Source organism: Streptomyces sp. NPDC020362 (assembly GCF_040642095.1).
In the GTDB taxonomy this organism is placed as follows: Bacteria; Actinomycetota; Actinomycetes; order Streptomycetales; family Streptomycetaceae; genus Streptomyces.
On sequence record NZ_JBFAET010000021.1, the window covers coordinates 40,265 to 55,473 of the forward strand.

Here is a 15,209-nt window from a genome sequence, read left to right on the forward strand (position 1 = left end):
CGGCATCCCCCGGCGCACCCCCCGGTTCCACCCCCACCTCGTTGTTCAGGCCGACATCAGCAGCAGCCCCCGCCTGGCGTGGGCCAGTGCCTGGGGCGTGAGCACGGGCCGGGGCACGAGAATCCCGCAGTCCGTGCAGACAGGACCGGACGAAGGCTCGTGGTCCAGGCCGTACTTCCACACGAGGCGCTCGCCGCCGCACACCGGGCAGGCCGCGCCCGGTTCACGGTTCAGCGCGGCTATGAGCCGGCGCAGCACCTCGGCCAGGGGCTCGGCGGGGTGGACCCGTGGATCGTCGCACCAGGCGACCCCGAACCCGCCCCAGGTCAGCCGGTGCCAGTCGTCCACACTGCCCGGCCGACGCAGCCCGTCGTGCTTCTCCTTCTTGCGGCGCTCGGCGAACTCGGCCTCATAGCCGAGCCAGACCGCCCGCGCCGCCTCCAGTTCCTCCAGTGCGGCCACGAGCCGCGCCGGATCGGGGGACCGGTCCTCCGGACCGAAACCGGCCCGGGAGCACAGATGGTCCCAGGTCGCCCGGTGCCCGTACGGAGCGAACCGCTCCAGGCACTTGCGCAGTGAGTAGCGTCGCAGCGCCAGATCGCACCGCGGATCGCGCACCTGTCTCGCCAGACTTCGGAATCCGGCCATCGCCCTGCACCTCCGTCACATCTGCGTCCGCACTTCGGTCACTTCGGCGTCGCCGTACGTGTTCCGCGCGACGTCGCCGAGTAGACGTATCGACACACGATTCGGCTCCATCCGATTTCCGATGCCCTCCCATAAGGCGCCCCGGGTTGACCGCCGGGCATCGACTCCAACGACTCCAAAAGTTGACGCATGTTCATCTTCAATCCCGGGGATACCGGCGGTAACGTCCGGCCCACCCCCGTCGGGAGGAGCTGCCATGCCACGGCGCGCCCCACGCAACGTGCTGTTCGACAAACTGAGAACTCCTCGCAAGCGCACTGGGTTCCTGAAAGCCGCATCCGTCTGTGTTCTGGTCGCAGGCCTGCTCTCCCCGCTCACGCAAGCGGCGGCGGCCGAGCACGCCACGGCCTCGAACGACTACTGCGGAGGCCAGTGTTCGGACATCCTGCCGCCCGGCGAGAACGGCAACGCCACGCTCGCCCAGATCCTGCTCAACCAGGCCTTCGGCACCCAGCCCGCACACGCCGAGGACCAGCTCGGGCCCTATGCCGACCTGGCCACCGGCTACTCGGGTCTCACCGATGCGAAGATCAACAATTTTTTCAACGACGCGTCGTTCGGCGTCCCCTCCGACCAGGTGGCCTCCACCGAGAAGCCGGCCGGCCGCAGTGACGTGACCATCGTCCGGGACAAGAAGTCCGGTGTGCCGCACATCACAGGCACCACCCGGTACGGCACCGAGTTCGGCGCGGGATACGCGGCCGCCGAGGACCGGCTGTGGCTGATGGACGTCTTCCGGCACGTGGGCCGCGGCCAGCTGACCGGCTTCGCCGGCGGCGCGCCCGCCAACCAGGGCCTGGAGCAGGAGTTCTACCGCAACGCGCCGTACACCGAGGCCGACCTGCAGGCGCAGATCGACAACGCGGTGGCGAAGAACGGCGCGCGAGGCCAGCAGGCCCTCGCCGACGTGAACGCCTACCTCGCCGGCGTCAACTCCTACATCGACGCCTCCGACAGCGGCCGTTACTTCCCCGGTGAGTACGACCTCACCGGCCACAAGGACGCGATCACCAACGCCGGCACCATCGACCACTTCAAGGTCACCGACCTCGTGGCGCTGGCCTCGGTCATCGGCTCCCTGTTCGGCTCCGGCGGGGGTGGCGAGGTCAACAACGCCCTCTCCCTGATCGCCGCCCAGTCCAAGTACGGCGTGGAGCAGGGCACCAAGGTCTGGGAGTCCTTCCGCGAGCGCAACGACGCCGAGGCCGCCCTCACCGTCCACAACGGCGAGAGCTTCCCCTACGCCTCCAGGCCCGACGACCCCAAGGGCGAGGCCCTGCCCGACCCCGGTTCGGTGACCCAGGAGCCGCTCGTCTACGACCGCACCGGCAGCGCCGCCACCGCGAGCGCCAGGAGCACCTCGGCGGCGGCCGCCAGAACCACGCTCAGCTCGGCCAGGCGCGGGATGTCCAACGCCCTCGTGGTCAGCGGCAAGTACACCGCCAGCGGCCACCCCATCGCCGTCTTCGGGCCGCAGACCGGCTACTTCGCCCCGCAGCTGCTCATGCTCCAGGAGATCCAGGGCCCCGGCATCAGCGCCCGGGGTGCCTCGTTCGCCGGTCTGAGCATGTACGTCGAACTCGGCCGCGGCCAGGACTACTCCTGGAGCGCGACCACCTCCGGCCAGGACATCATCGACACCTACGCCGTCGAACTGTGCCAGGACGACCACCACTACCTGTACCACGGCACCTGCACGGCCATGGACGAGGTCGAGCAGAAGAACGCCTGGAAGCCGACCCTGGCCGACGGCACGGCGGCGGGGTCGTACACGATGCGCGTGTGGCGGACGAAGTACGGGCCGGTCGAGTACCGGGCCACCGTCGGCGGCAAGAAGGTCGCCTACACCAGCCTGCGCTCCTCCTACCTGCACGAGGCCGACTCGATCATCGGCTTCCAGATGCTGAACGACCCCGACTACGTCAAGGGCCCGAAGGACTTCCAGAGCGCGGCCCAGCACATCAACTACACCTTCAACTGGTTCTACGCCGACTCCCAGCACACCGCGTACTACAACAGCGGTGACAACCCGGTGCGGGCCTCCGGTGTCGACGCCGAGTTCCCGGTGTGGGCACAGCCGGCGTACGAGTGGAGGAACTGGGACCCGGCCACCAACACGGCCGACTACACCCCGGCCTCCGCCCACCCCAACTCGGTCGACCAGGACTACTACGTCTCCTGGAACAACAAGCAGGCCAAGGACTACACCACCGCGTCCTGGGGCGACGGGTCGGTGCACCGCGGCAACCTGCTGGACGACCGGGTGAAGAAGCTGGTCGCGGCCGGCGGGGTGACCCGTGCGAAGCTGGTGCAGGCGATGGCGGACGCGGCCCTCGCCGACCTGCGCGCCGAGGACGTGCTGCCGAAGCTGCTGAAGGTGATCAACTCCTCGGCGGTGACCGACCCCACGGCCGCCGACGCCGTGAACAAGCTCCAGGCCTGGGTGACCGCGGGTGCCCGGCGCACGGAGGCCTCTGCGGGTTCGAAGACGTACGCGAACGCCGACGCGATCCGCGTCCTGGACGGCTGGTGGCCGCTGCTGGTGAAGGGCGAGTTCGAACCCGGCCTCGGCAGCGACCTGTACACCGCGTTCACCGGCAACCTCCCCGTGGACGAGGCCCCGTCCGCCGGACACGGCCCGACCGGCTCGCACGCCGGAAGCTCCTTCCAGTACGGCTGGTGGAGCTATGTCGACAAGGACATCCGGGCGGTGCTCGGGGAGCCCGTGCAGGGCGGACTCACGCAGAAGTACTGCGGCGGCGGCAGCCTCGGCGCCTGCCGGGACATGCTGATCAGCACCCTGAAGCAGGCTGCCGGCCTGACCGCCGCCCAGGTCTACCCGGGCGACGACCTGTGCTCCGCCGGCGACCAGTGGTGCGCCGACTCGATCAACCAGCGCACCCTGGGCGGCATCAAGCACGGCAAGATCAGCTGGCAGAACCGGCCGACCTTCCAGCAGGTCGTGGAGTACACCTCGCACCGCTGAGGCACTGTTGACGCAGTGCTGAGGCAGTGCCGACGCACTGCCGGGGCGCCGCTGCGGATCGGGCGAGGTGACGCGGGCGGCGGGTCAGGCGATACGGCCCGCCGCCAGCACCACCCGTGCCAGCTCGGGGTGCAGGATGTCGCTGTGCGCCCCGGCCGGCGGGCCCCCGCGGCGGACGACCGCGGCGGCGTCCACGTTCACACAGCCCGAGGCGGGCAGCGCCCCGTTCAGCGCCGCGGCGAGGTCCAGCGCGGCGGTGCCCGGGACCGCCTGCACCCCGTCGTGTCCCATGGCGCCCCACTCGGGTCCCAGCACCGCCGCGATGTCGAGGCCCAGCAGCGAGCTGTTGTCCCCCGCGAGACGCGAGGCGAGCGGGTAGAAGGTGCCGAGCGCCGCGTCGAAGTGCGAATGGCAGCACACCAGCGGGCCGTCGATGAGGTGCTGCCGGTCCTTGAGCGAACCCGCGGTGTCCCGGTCCTGGGGCAGCCGGGCCGCGAACGCGTAGTGCGAGAACGCCCCCTGGAGCAGCGTCACGGACTTCACCGCGCGCACCCCCGCGGGCAGACCGCGCAGCGCGAACGACACCAGCCGTCCGCCGAAGCTGTGCCCGACCAGATGCACCCGCACGCCCGACGCCGTGCGGGCCAACTGCCCGATGGCAGGCCCCAGTCCGTGCTCACCTACCGCCCCGGCCCGCCGCTTCATCGTGTAGTACGCCGCCTGCCGCAGCAGTTCCTTGGCACCCTCCCAGGGGTTCGGCAGGGCGAATCCGGCGGGCTCCCCGGGCGAGGCGAGCCCGGCCAGGGCCGCGGCGAACTCCTCGCAGGCGGCCGTGGTGTCCCCGCCGAGCACCGAGGGCTCGCCCTGCTGCGAGGTGTCCGCCGCGGACGGCTGCGGCGCCCCGGCCAGCTGCCGGGCCAGCCGCCCGAACTCCGCCAGCCCCTCGCCGCCGGGCCGTCCGTCCAGCAGATCGGCCATCCGGCCGACCGCGGAGGCCTGGTCGGGGAAGGCCGTGAGCAGCGCCCGCCGGGTGTCCTCGTCCAGTGCCGGGCCCGGTACCGCCGTGGCCGCCACGGACCTGGGAAAGTCCGGGATCGGCTCGTCGCAGAACCGCATCGACGGCCAGATCACGCCCACGTACCCGATCCGCGCCTTCGGGGCGAGCCCGGGGACAGGGGCGAAGAAGCGCCGGTACAGCGCGGTCGCGCCCGAACGGTCGTTGTTCCAGCCGTGCGCGAAGACGATCAGGTCACGGACGCCATGGTCCGTGACCTGCGCCAGCAGCCGGTCGCGTTCGGGGCCGTCCACGTCCCCGTCCGCGTCGAAGGTCAGCTCCCAGTAGGGAGTCACGCTCATCCCAGGCTCCGCCATGTCAGGCTCCCTCGTCCCCCCCGAAACGATGCGATATGGGCGCATCGTCCTGCGACGGGGCGGAGTTGGCCATACACGGCGCGTCACTTGTAGAGCAGATATTTCCTTCGCACGCTCCGGAACGCCTCCAACTCCTCCTGCCAGGCGCCGGCCACCTCGTCGGTACCCGCGCCCGCGTCGATCATCGTCCGCACCCGGGTGGAGCCGGTGAGCCTGTCGATCCAGTCGTCCGGGCGCCAGGCGAAGCCGTTCCAGGCCTTCCTGGCGGTCACCAGCAGGGCGATCCCGGTGCGGACGGGGTCGTAGGCGGCCCGGTCGTGCACATGGATCTGTACGCCTCCGACGGTCTTGCCCGCGAACTTGGAGAAGGTGGGCGCGAAGTACGCCTCCCGGAACCGCACGCCCGGCAGCCCGAGTTCGTTGACCGCGGCGGCCCACCGGCCGTCGATCCCGTCGGCGCCGAGGAGCTCGAAGGGCCGGGTCGTGCCGCGCCCCTCGGAGAGGTTGGTGCCCTCGAACATGCACGTGCCCGAGTACACCAGCGCGGTGTCCGGGGTCGGCATGTTCGGGCTCGGCGGCACCCAGGGCAGGCCCCAGGCGTCGTAGAACCGTGTGCGGCTCCAGCCGGTCATCAGGACGGTCTCCAGCGGGACGGGCTTGCTCAGGAACTCCCCGTTGAACAGCCGGGCCAGCTCGGCCACGGTCATCCCGTGCGCCTGCGCAATCGGCTGCCGGCCGATGAAGGAGGCGAACTCCTTGTGCAGGACGGGCCCTTGGGCCGAGCGGCCGGTGACCGGGTTCGGGCGGTCGAGGACGACGAACCGTTTGCCCGCGAGCTGTGCCGCCTCCATGCAGTCGTACAGCGTCCAGATGTACGTGTAGAAGCGGGCGCCCACGTCCTGGATGTCGAAGACGACCGTGTCGACGCCGGAGGCGGTGAAGATGTCGGCCAGGGGGCGACCGCTCTTCAGATAGGTGTCGTAGACGGGCAGGCCGGTCGCCGGGTCGTCGTAGCGGCTCTCGGAGCCGCCTGCCTGGGCCGTGCCGCGGAAGCCGTGCTCGGGGCCGAAGACCGCGGTGAGCCGTACCCGGGGGTCGGCGTGCATGACGTCGACGATGTGGCGGACGTCTTCGGTGACGCCGGTCGGGTTGGTGACGACGCCGACGCGCCGGCCGCCGAGTGCCGAGTAGCCGTCGGCCGCGAGTCTTTCGAAGCCGGTGTGCAGTCGCTCGCGGGGTCGGGCCGTGGCCGGTGCTGCGGGAAGTGCCGTCATCGTGGCCGATGCGAGAAGGCTCCGTCTGGACAGGCGCATGGATGACCTCCGTTTGTGTGGAAGGTGCAAGCCGTACGGGGTTGCTCGCGCTCGCGCGGCGGAGCCGCACATCGATACAGCCCCGCGCCCCTAGGTTGGTCCAGGCACCCTTCCTTTTACACATACCGACTGGTTAGTCTGGCCATCGCTGAGCCGAGTCGCGTCGTGTCGAAGGAGACCGATGGTGGAAGCCGTGCAGGATGCGGGAGTGGTCGTCACCGGAGCGGGCGGGGGGATCGGGGCCGCGCTGGCCCGCAGGTTCGCCACCGAGGGCGCCCGGGTCGTCGTGAACGACCTCGATGCCGGCAAGGCCGAGGCGGTGGCGGCGGAGATCGGCGGGATCGCCGTACCGGGTGACGCCTCGGCGATCGTCGGCGACGCCCGCGACGCGCTCGGCGGCACCGTGGACGTCTTCTGCGCCAACGCCGGCGTCGCCTTCGAGGGCACGGCGGCCGGCGAGCCCCTCGACGAGAGGTCCTGGGAGCTGTCCTGGGACGTCAACGTGATGGCGCACGTCCGGGCGGCCCACGCGCTGCTGCCGCACTGGCTGGAGCGCGGGCGCGGCAGGTTCGTCTCCACGGTCTCGGCCGCCGGACTCCTCACCATGATCGGCGCCCCCTCCTACAGCGTCACCAAGCACGGCGCGCTGGCCTTCGCCGAGTGGCTGTCCCTCACCTACCGCCACCGGGGCCTCAAGGTCCACGCCATCTGCCCCCAGGGCGTCCGTACCGACATGCTGGCCGCCACCGGCAGCGCGGGCGCCCTGGTGCTGCAGTCCACCGCGATCGAGCCGGAGGCGGTCGCCGACGCCCTCTTCCGCGGCATCGAGGAGGACCGCTTCCTTATCCTGCCGCACCCCGAGGTCGCCGAGTATTACCAGGCGCGGGCCGCCACCCCCGACCGCTGGCTGGCCGGCATGAACCACATCCAGCAGAAGTGGGAGGCAGCACTGTGAGCGCCTCCCCCTACGGGGCCCGGCCCTGGCTCGCCCTGCTCAGCGAGGCCCAGCGCGAGCCGGTCCGGCCCGCCGACTCCCTCGTGCACGCCCTGCGCCGCGCCGTGGCCGAGGCCCCCGAGCGCACCTTCCTCGCCTACTTCGACGCCCGGCTGACCTACCGCGAGATCGACGAGCTGAGCGACGCGGTGGCCGCCCACCTCGCCGGACGCGGGGTGGAGCGCGGCGACCGGGTAGCCGTCCTGCTGCAGAACTCCCCGCACTTCGTGCTGGCCGTCCTCGGCGCCTGGAAGGCGGGCGCGACCGTCGTGCCCGTCAACCCCATGTACAAGTCGGCCGAGGTCGGTCACGTCCTGCGGGACGGCGAGGTCGCCGCGCTGATCTGCTCCGACCGCGCCTGGGAGGGGTACCTGCGGGAGACGGCCGCCGACTCGCCGGTGCGGATCGTGCTCACCGGGTGCGAGCGGGACTTCCAGACGCGTGACGACGCGCGCGTGCTCGGCTTCGAGCGGCTGCCCCAGGCCCCCGACGCCGACGACCTGGCCACCGTCGCCCGGCGGGGCGGCACGGCTCCCGAGGGCCGTGATCCGCGTCCCGGCGACATCGCCCTGATCAGCTACACCTCGGGGACCAGCGGCACCCCGAAGGGCGCCACCAACACGCACGGCAACATCATGCACAACGCCGAGCGCCAGCGCACGGGGCTCGATCTGCCCGAGGCGCCCGTCTACTACGCGCTGGCCCCGCTGTTCCACATCACCGGGATGGTCTGCCAGTTCGGCGCCTGCCTGAACAGCGCGGGCACCCTGGTGCTCGGCTACCGCTTCGAGCCCGGCGTCGTCCTGGAGGCGTTCGCCGAGCACCGCCCGCACTACACGGTCGGCCCCTCCACCGCCTACCTGGCCCTCGCCGCCCACCCCGGCGTCACCCGCGAGCACTTCGCCTCCTTCGTGAACCTCTCCTCGGGCGGCGCCCCCGTGCCGCCCGCCCTGGTGGAGAGGTTCCGCGAGCGCTTCGGGCCGTACATCCGCGTCGGCTACGGCCTCACCGAGTGCACCGGCCCGTGCGCCGCCGTCCCGCCCGGCCTGGAGGCGCCCGTCGACCCGGTCTCCGGGACGCTCGCGGTCGGCGTGCCCGGCGCGGACACCGTCGTGCGCATCGTGGACGAGCGCGGCGAGGAGGTCCCCTTCGGCGAGCAGGGCGAGATCGTCGTGCGCGGGCCCCAGGTGGTCCCCGGCTACCGGCGGCGCCCCGAGGCCACCGCCGAGACCTTCCCGGACGGCGAGCTGCGCACCGGTGACATCGGTTTCATGGACGCACAAGGCTGGCTGTACGTCGTGGACCGCAAGAAGGACATGATCAACGCGTCCGGCTTCAAGGTGTGGCCGCGCGAGGTCGAGGACGTCCTCTACACCCATCCGGCGGTGCGCGAGGCGGCCGTCGTGGGCGTGCCCGACGGCTACCGGGGAGAGACCGTCCGGGCCTACATCAGCCTCCGTCCGGGCGCGCAGGCGGACCCGGATGAACTTGCGATGTACTGCAGGGAGAGACTGGCTGCCTACAAATATCCGCGCCAGGTGGAGATCCTGCCCGACTTGCCGAAGACGGCGAGTGGGAAGATCCTCCGTCGGGAGCTGCGTTCCCAGGCGCAGGGCAGCGGCAGCGACAGTCAGTAGAACGACGGAAAGGCAGGTGGCGCAGTGCCCAGGACGACGGACGGAGATGGAACGCCCGTTCCGCAGCGGCTGCTGAACGCCGCCACCCGTCTTTTCGCCGAGCAGGGCTACGACCGCACTTCGGTGCAGGAGATCGTGGAGGCGGCCGGCGTCACCAAGGGTGCGCTGTACCACTACTTCGGCTCCAAGGACGACCTTCTGCACGAGGTGTACGCGCGCGTGCTGCGCGTCCAGCAGGAGCGGCTGGACGCGTTCGCGGACGCGGACGAGCCGGTCGAGAAGAGGGTGCGGGACGCGGCGGCGGACGTCGTCGTCACGACGATCGAGAACCTCGACGACGCGATGATCTTCTTCCGCTCCATGCACCATCTGAGCCCGGAGAAGAACAAGCAGGTGCGTGCCGAGCGCCGGCGCTACCACGAACGCTTCCGTGCGCTCATCGAGGAGGGCCAGCGCGAGGGCGTCTTCTCCACGGCGACCCCCGCCGACCTGGTCGTGGACTACCACTTCGGCTCGGTGCACCACCTGTCGACCTGGTACCGCCCCGGCGGCCCGCTCACCCCCCAGCAGGTCGCCGACCACCTGGCGGACCTGCTGCTGCGGGCGCTGCGCCCGTAGCCCCGCAGACGGAGCGGAAAAAAAGGGGGCGGTCGCCCGCGGCGACCGCCCCCTTGCACACGCCTCCTAGAGGTACTTCTTCAACTCCCGCTGGGCCAGAGACCGCTGGTGCACCTCGTCCGGGCCGTCGGCGATCATCAGGGTGCGCGCCGCCGCGTACAGCTCGGCCAGCGGGAAGTCCTGGCTCACGCCGCCCGCGCCGTACAGCTGGATCGCGCGGTCGAGGATCCCGACCACCGCGCGGGGCGTGGCGATCTTGATGGCCTGGATCTCGGTGTGCGCGCCCTTGTTGCCGACGGTGTCCATCAGCCAGGCCGTCTTCAGCACCAGCAGCCGCAGCTGCTCGACCGTCACCCGGGCGTCCGCGATCCAGTTGTGGACCACGCCCTGCTGGGCCAGCGCCTTGCCGAACGCGGTACGGGACACGGCCCGCCGGCACATCAGCTCGATCGCCCGCTCGGCCATGCCGATCAGCCGCATGCAGTGGTGGATCCGGCCGGGGCCGAGCCGGGCCTGGGCGATGGCGAAGCCGCCGCCCTCCTCGCCGATCAGGTTGGTGACGGGCACGCGCGCGTGGTCGAAGATCACCTCGGCGTGGCCGCCGTGGGAGTGGTCCTCGTAGCCGAAGACCTGCATCGCGCGCCTCACGCTGACGCCCGGGGTGTCCCGCGGGACCAGGACCATCGACTGCTGACGGCGGATGTCCGGGCCGTCGGGGTCGGTCTTGCCCATCACGATGAAGATCTTGCAGTCGGGGTTCATCGCCCCGGAGATGTACCACTTGCGGCCGGTGATGACGTACTCGTCCGTGCCGTCGGAGGCTCGCTCGATGCGCGTGGTGATGTTCGTGGCGTCGGAGGAGGCGACGTCCGGCTCCGTCATCGCGAACGCCGAGCGGATCTCACCGGCCAGCAGCGGCTCCAGCCACTGCTTCTTCTGCTGCTCGTTGCCGAACTGCGCCAGCACCTCCATGTTGCCCGTGTCGGGCGCGGCGCAGTTCGTCGCGGTGGGCGCCAGATGCGGGGAGCGGCCGGTGATCTCGGCGAGCGGCGCGTACTGGAGGTTCGTCAGCCCGGCCCCGTGCTCGGCGTCGGGGAGGAAGAGATTCCACAGACCCTGCCTGCGGGCCTCCGCCTTCAGCTCCTCGACCACGGCCGGGGTGTCCCAGGGGGACGCCAGCGCGGCCCGCTGCTCCTCGGCCACGGCCTCGGCCGGATAGACGTACTCGTCCATGAAGGCGAGCAGCTTGCCGCGCAGCTCCTCGGTACGTGCGTCGAACGCGAAGTGCATGTCCGGTCAGCCTTCCTGAAGAGTGGTCAGTCCGTGGTCGATGAAGACGGGTACGAGGTCGCCGATCCGGTCGAAGCCGCGCCCGACCGTCTGGCCGAGCGTGTACCGGTAGTGGATGCCCTCCAGGATCACGGCGAGCTTGAACCAGGCGAACGCCGTGTACCAGGAGACGGCGCAGACGTCGCGCCCGGAGCGTGCGGCGTACCGTTCGATCAGCTCCTGCGGGGACGGGTGCCCCGGGGCCTCGGCGGTGGTGGACACGGGCGATTCGGCCATGCCGAGCGGCTGGGAGTACATCACCAGCAGGCCCAGGTCGGTCAGCGGGTCGCCGAGGGTCGACATCTCCCAGTCGAGGATCGCGTTGATCCTGTCGTCCGGGCCGATCAGCACGTTGTCGAGGCGGTAGTCGCCGTGCACGACGGCGGGCGCGGGGGAGGCGGGCAGGGCGCGCCCGAGAGCCGCGTGCAGCTCGTCGATGCCGGCCAGGTCGCGGTTGCGGGAGGCGTCCAGCTGCTTGCCCCAGCGGCGCAGCTGCCGGTCCAGGAATCCCTCCGGTCGCCCGAAGTCGGCGAGGCCCACCTCGGCCGGGTCCACCGCGTGCAGTTCGACCAGGGTGTCCACCAGGGACAGCACCGCGTTGCGGGTGCGCTCCGCGCCCAGCGGGGCGAGCTGGTCCGCCGTGCGGTACGGGGTGCCCTCGACGAACTCCATGACGTAGAACGGCGCTCCGAGCACCTCCTCGTCCTCGCACAGCAGCACCGGCCGCGGGACCGGCACCTCGGTCGGGTGCAGCGCGCTGATCACCCGGTGCTCACGCTTCATGTCGTGGGCGGTGGCCAGCACATGGCCGAGCGGCGGCCGCCGGACCACCCACTTGGCGGTGCCGTCGGTGACCGCGTAGGTGAGGTTCGACCGTCCGCCCTCGATCAGCCGGCCGGTCAGCGGGCCGGCCGTCAGACCGGGCCGCTCACGGTCGAGCAGGCCGCGCAGCCGGTCGAGATCGAGTCCGGGCGGGTGGTCGGCGCTCATACATCACTCCTGGAAACGGGTGAACAGCAACGCGACTCATGATGCCGACCGGTCGGTATGCCGTCCAGTGGATCCGTCCAAGGTGGCGGGAAACGTGACCGGAGCCACGATAGGCCGACGGCTTCCCGGTGCGCTGCCCCCGGGGAGCCGTCGGCCCGTGTCTGCCGGCCGGCGGGGTCAGTGGTCGTCCCAGTGGTCCTCGTGCTCGGCGTGCCGGTGTCCGTCGTGGAGGTAGTCGACGTGGTCGCCGTGCTGCACGCGCGCGTGCCCGCACTCCTCGTGGTGCACGTGCTCGTGGTCCTCGTGCGGGGTGTGGCCGGCCGGCTCGCACTCGTCCCAGTGGTCGCCGTGCTCGCGGTGCAGATGTCCGTCGTGCAGGTAGTCGAGGTGGTCGCCGTGCTGCACGGCCGTGTGCCCGCAGTCCGGGCCGTGGTGGTGCGTGCCGTGCGCGGTGTGTTCCTGGTGGAGGGTGGTCATGGTGCTCACCTTCGGGTGGTACGGGGGCATGACGTCGGAAAGGCTGCCACGCGAAAGGTGTATATCCGGGTATTCCGGTCATGTGGCGTACGAGTGCCCGGGATCGTCCCTAGACCACGAGCAGGGCCGCGCACACCGCCATCGCCACCGCACACAGCACCGCCGCCGTCGCGTGCCGGGGTGCCAGCGCGGCCGGGCGGGGGCTCGTCGCCAGGGCGCGGATGCGGTCGTGGGCCACCCACAGGAAGCCCAGCCAGAGCGCACAGCACAACGCGCACACCGTGAGCCCGGCGGCGGAGGCCCCGCCGTGCAGCGCGGTCCGCACGGCGAGTACGGCCGCCACGGTGCTGGACAGCGTCGTACGCCGCCAGGCCAGCCGGGTCCGCTCCGGCTGCAGCCCCGGATCCCGGACCCCCGCGCTCACCCCGCCCATCCGACCAGCACCACCACGACCATCGCGACGGCCACCACCGCGACCACCAGGCTCAGCATCGCCGGGAACCGGGAGGCCGGCAGGTCCTCGCCCCGCCGCATCGCCCGCTCGCAGCGCACCCAGTGGTTCACCGCGCGCAGCGAGCACAGCACACCGGCGCCGAGCAGCGCCAGCGCGAGGCCGACCCGCCACGCCCAGCGCAGGTCCGGCAGGAACTGGTCCACCGCGAAACCCCCGCCGATCAGCGCGAGCGCGGTCCGCAACCAGGCCAGAAACGTGCGCTCGTTGGCCAGCGAGAACCGGTAGTCGGGTGTGCTGCCCTCTTCCCGTACCTGCTCCGGCGCGAACCAGAGCCGGACGTTCCGCACGAATTCGATCACGCCGAGGACCCTACCGGGGCCTCAGCGGGCGGCGCGGAACGCCCTCAGCCGCTCGTACGCCGCGAGCCCGTCCGGCACCCACTCCCACGCGCCGAGCCTGCGCTCCACCTCGTCCTCGGCCAGGAAGTCGTGCCACTGGATCTCCTCCGCCTGGGGCCGCACCTCCAGCTCGCAGCGCACCTCGTACACCGCCGACCACCAGCTCTTCCCGGTGCCGTCGTCGTACAGGAACTTGAAGAGGAACTCCGGCCGGGGCAGACCGGTGACCCCCAGTTCCTCCTCGGCCTCCCGGAGCGCCGCCTCGTCGTAGGACTCGCCCGCTCCCACGACTCCGCCGACGAACATGTCGTACAGGGAGGGGAACACCAGCTTGGTGGCGGTGCGGCGGTGCACGAAGAGACGTCCGGCCGCGTCCCGGGCCTGGACGAAGACACACCGGTGCCGCAGGCCCCGGGCGTACGCCTCGCCGCGCGGGACCCGGTCGACGACCCGGTCGTGCTCGTCGACGATGTCGAGGATCTCCTCAGCAGGGTTCATGCCCGTATCCAAGCAGGTGCCCGGCGGGCCGGTTCGGCGCCGCCAAAGGTCCCGGTCGGGCCGGTTCGGCGCGGCCAAAGGTCCCGGTCGGGCCGGTTCGGCGCGGCCAAAGGTCCCGGTCGGGCTGGTTCAGCGCCGCTGGAGGTCCCGGGCCCGCTCCGTACGTCCCGCGCCGCGCGGCATCGCCGGGTGCAGCCCGAGCAGCACGATGCCCGCGACGATCGCCGCGAGCCCCGCCGCCTCCCAGGCCAGCGCGCCGGTGTCGGTGCGCAGCCGGTCACCGAGGAAGCCCACCCCGCACAGGATCCCGGCGAGCGGCTGGGCCGCGGTCAGCGCGGGCAGCGACATGCGCAGCGGAGCCGTCTCGAAGGCGCTCTGCACCAGCACGAGACCGGTGACGCCGAGCGCCAGCACGCCGTACGGCTGCCAGCCGGTCAGCAGCTCCGTGAAGCCGCCGGCGGCGAAGCGGGTGCCGCTCACCCGGGTCAGCGCGTCCTGCACGCCGTACAGCAGCCCGGCGGCGGTGGCCAGCAGCACCGGGCCCCAGCTCAGCCGGGACCGCTTTCCGTACGTCGTGAGCACCATGGCCGCGCCGAGCGTCGCGCCGATGATCAGCCAGTGCCGCACCGGGTCGGTGACGGCGTGGCCGGCGTGTGGCTCGCCCGCCAGGATGAACGCGCTCACGCCCCCGGCGAGCAGGGCGAGGCCGGTCCAGCCCTGGCGGCCCAGGGGCTGCCTGGTCTGGTGGCGGGACAGGGCGAGCGCGAACAGCAGGTTCGTCGCGAGCAGCGGCTCGACCAGGGAGATCTCACCCTTGCCGAGGGCGATCGCGCCGAGTGCCATGCCGGCCACCATCAGGGCGATGCCGCCCAGCCAGCGCGGCACCCGCATCAGGTCCAGCAGCAGCCGGAAGGACAGGAAGTCGCCGAGCGGTGCGTTCTGGGCGGCGTTCTGCTGGAGCACGAATCCGAAGCCCACGCAACAGGCGGCGCTCACGGCGAGGAGGAGAACCAGAACGGACACGCTGCGTACCTCGATCATCGGCCGGACCACGGACGCGTGAGAGCCGACTCTAGCGCTCCCGGGGCCCCATTGCCCCGGACGGTGCCCGGAACCGGGCAGGTTGGCCGGTCACGCCGCGCGGCCGGTCGCAAGGGCGACCGCGGGCGGCATGACCGTCCGGCCATGGTGTGCGGCATGTCCTCCCTGCGCCATGGCGTACGCCACAGACATCCGCCCCTGCGTCGCTCCGTAGTACGGCAACCAGGGCGCCCGTGTCTCAAGTACCCCTCCTGGAACGGTGGTTGAAGTCGGCATCACCCCGGTTCCGCTTGACGCAAACCTTGGCTGGGGGTTTGCTGTGCGTGATCGGTCGATGGCAGCCCGAGAAACAGGAAGTCCTGCGGTGCCCCCACCCCTGCCTCTGCTCGGCGCTC

The 15,209-nt window shown here is 71.5% G+C and carries 14 protein-coding genes; 4 read left to right on the top strand and 10 right to left on the bottom strand.

Annotated features, from left to right (window positions below):
- Window positions 1-45: 45 nt before the first annotated feature.
- Entirely contained in the window at window positions 46-648 is a 603-nt protein-coding gene (locus AB0H32_RS11715) for a hypothetical protein (protein ID WP_361118035.1), read from the bottom strand.
- 256 nt (window positions 649-904) lie between these two features.
- Between AB0H32_RS11715 and AB0H32_RS11720 the strand changes: the two genes are divergently transcribed.
- Window positions 905-3,694, top strand: coding sequence for a penicillin acylase family protein (locus tag AB0H32_RS11720; protein WP_361118037.1), 2,790 nt, complete (start codon window positions 905-907; stop codon window positions 3,692-3,694).
- 84 nt (window positions 3,695-3,778) lie between these two features.
- On the opposite strand, the gene AB0H32_RS11725 is transcribed toward AB0H32_RS11720, so the two are convergent.
- Window positions 3,779-5,065 carry a serine-threonine protein kinase gene (locus tag AB0H32_RS11725; RefSeq protein WP_361118040.1) on the bottom strand — a complete coding sequence of 429 codons (1,287 nt, stop codon included), beginning with the start codon at window positions 5,063-5,065 and terminating at the stop codon, window positions 3,779-3,781.
- Between the two features lie 83 nt (window positions 5,066-5,148).
- A complete protein-coding gene (locus AB0H32_RS11730; protein WP_361118043.1) occupies window positions 5,149-6,378 on the bottom strand; it encodes a DUF1343 domain-containing protein in 1,230 nt (409 codons plus the stop codon).
- A gap of 181 nt (window positions 6,379-6,559) precedes the next feature.
- Here AB0H32_RS11730 and AB0H32_RS11735 point away from each other — a divergent pair, with 181 nt between their 5' ends.
- Genes AB0H32_RS11735 through AB0H32_RS11745 form a run of 3 tightly spaced genes read left to right on the top strand, consistent with a single transcriptional unit; the run spans window position 6,560 to window position 9,627 of the window.
- On the top strand, window positions 6,560-7,333 hold the full coding sequence (locus AB0H32_RS11735; protein ID WP_361118046.1) for an SDR family NAD(P)-dependent oxidoreductase: 774 nt from the start codon (window positions 6,560-6,562) through the stop codon (window positions 7,331-7,333).
- Complete coding sequence (locus AB0H32_RS11740) at window positions 7,330-9,009, top strand: AMP-binding protein (protein WP_361118049.1); 1,680 nt, start codon at window positions 7,330-7,332, stop codon at window positions 9,007-9,009. The genes AB0H32_RS11735 and AB0H32_RS11740 overlap by 4 nt, the downstream gene beginning before the upstream one ends.
- Window positions 9,010-9,033: 24 nt before the next feature.
- Window positions 9,034-9,627, top strand: coding sequence for a TetR/AcrR family transcriptional regulator (locus AB0H32_RS11745; protein WP_361118052.1), 594 nt, complete (start codon window positions 9,034-9,036; stop codon window positions 9,625-9,627).
- 66 nt (window positions 9,628-9,693) lie between these two features.
- Here AB0H32_RS11745 and AB0H32_RS11750 read toward each other — a convergent pair whose 3' ends face one another.
- The 7 genes from AB0H32_RS11750 to AB0H32_RS11780 form a co-directional block, all read right to left on the bottom strand.
- Complete coding sequence (locus AB0H32_RS11750; RefSeq protein ID WP_361118055.1) at window positions 9,694-10,917, bottom strand: acyl-CoA dehydrogenase family protein; 1,224 nt, start codon at window positions 10,915-10,917, stop codon at window positions 9,694-9,696.
- 6 nt (window positions 10,918-10,923) lie between these two features.
- Window positions 10,924-11,946 (bottom strand): phosphotransferase family protein, encoded by a 1,023-nt coding sequence (locus tag AB0H32_RS11755; protein WP_361118058.1) that lies wholly within the window; start codon window positions 11,944-11,946, stop codon window positions 10,924-10,926.
- Window positions 11,947-12,123: 177 nt separating this feature from the next.
- Window positions 12,124-12,423, bottom strand: a complete 300-nt coding sequence (locus AB0H32_RS11760; RefSeq protein ID WP_361118061.1) for a hypothetical protein — start codon at window positions 12,421-12,423, stop codon at window positions 12,124-12,126.
- Between the two features lie 109 nt (window positions 12,424-12,532).
- Window positions 12,533-12,856 carry a DUF202 domain-containing protein gene (locus AB0H32_RS11765; RefSeq protein ID WP_361118064.1) on the bottom strand — a complete coding sequence of 108 codons (324 nt, stop codon included), beginning with the start codon at window positions 12,854-12,856 and terminating at the stop codon, window positions 12,533-12,535.
- Complete coding sequence (locus tag AB0H32_RS11770; RefSeq protein WP_361118067.1) at window positions 12,844-13,236, bottom strand: DUF202 domain-containing protein; 393 nt, start codon at window positions 13,234-13,236, stop codon at window positions 12,844-12,846. The genes AB0H32_RS11765 and AB0H32_RS11770 overlap by 13 nt, the downstream gene beginning before the upstream one ends.
- A gap of 21 nt (window positions 13,237-13,257) precedes the next feature.
- The gene (locus AB0H32_RS11775) at window positions 13,258-13,773 is read right to left on the bottom strand and encodes an NUDIX domain-containing protein (RefSeq protein ID WP_361118070.1); all 516 of its coding nucleotides are present in this window, start codon (window positions 13,771-13,773) and stop codon (window positions 13,258-13,260) included.
- 129 nt (window positions 13,774-13,902) lie between these two features.
- Entirely contained in the window at window positions 13,903-14,796 is an 894-nt protein-coding gene (locus tag AB0H32_RS11780) for a DMT family transporter (protein ID WP_361118073.1), read from the bottom strand.
- Window positions 14,797-15,209 lie beyond the last annotated feature (413 nt).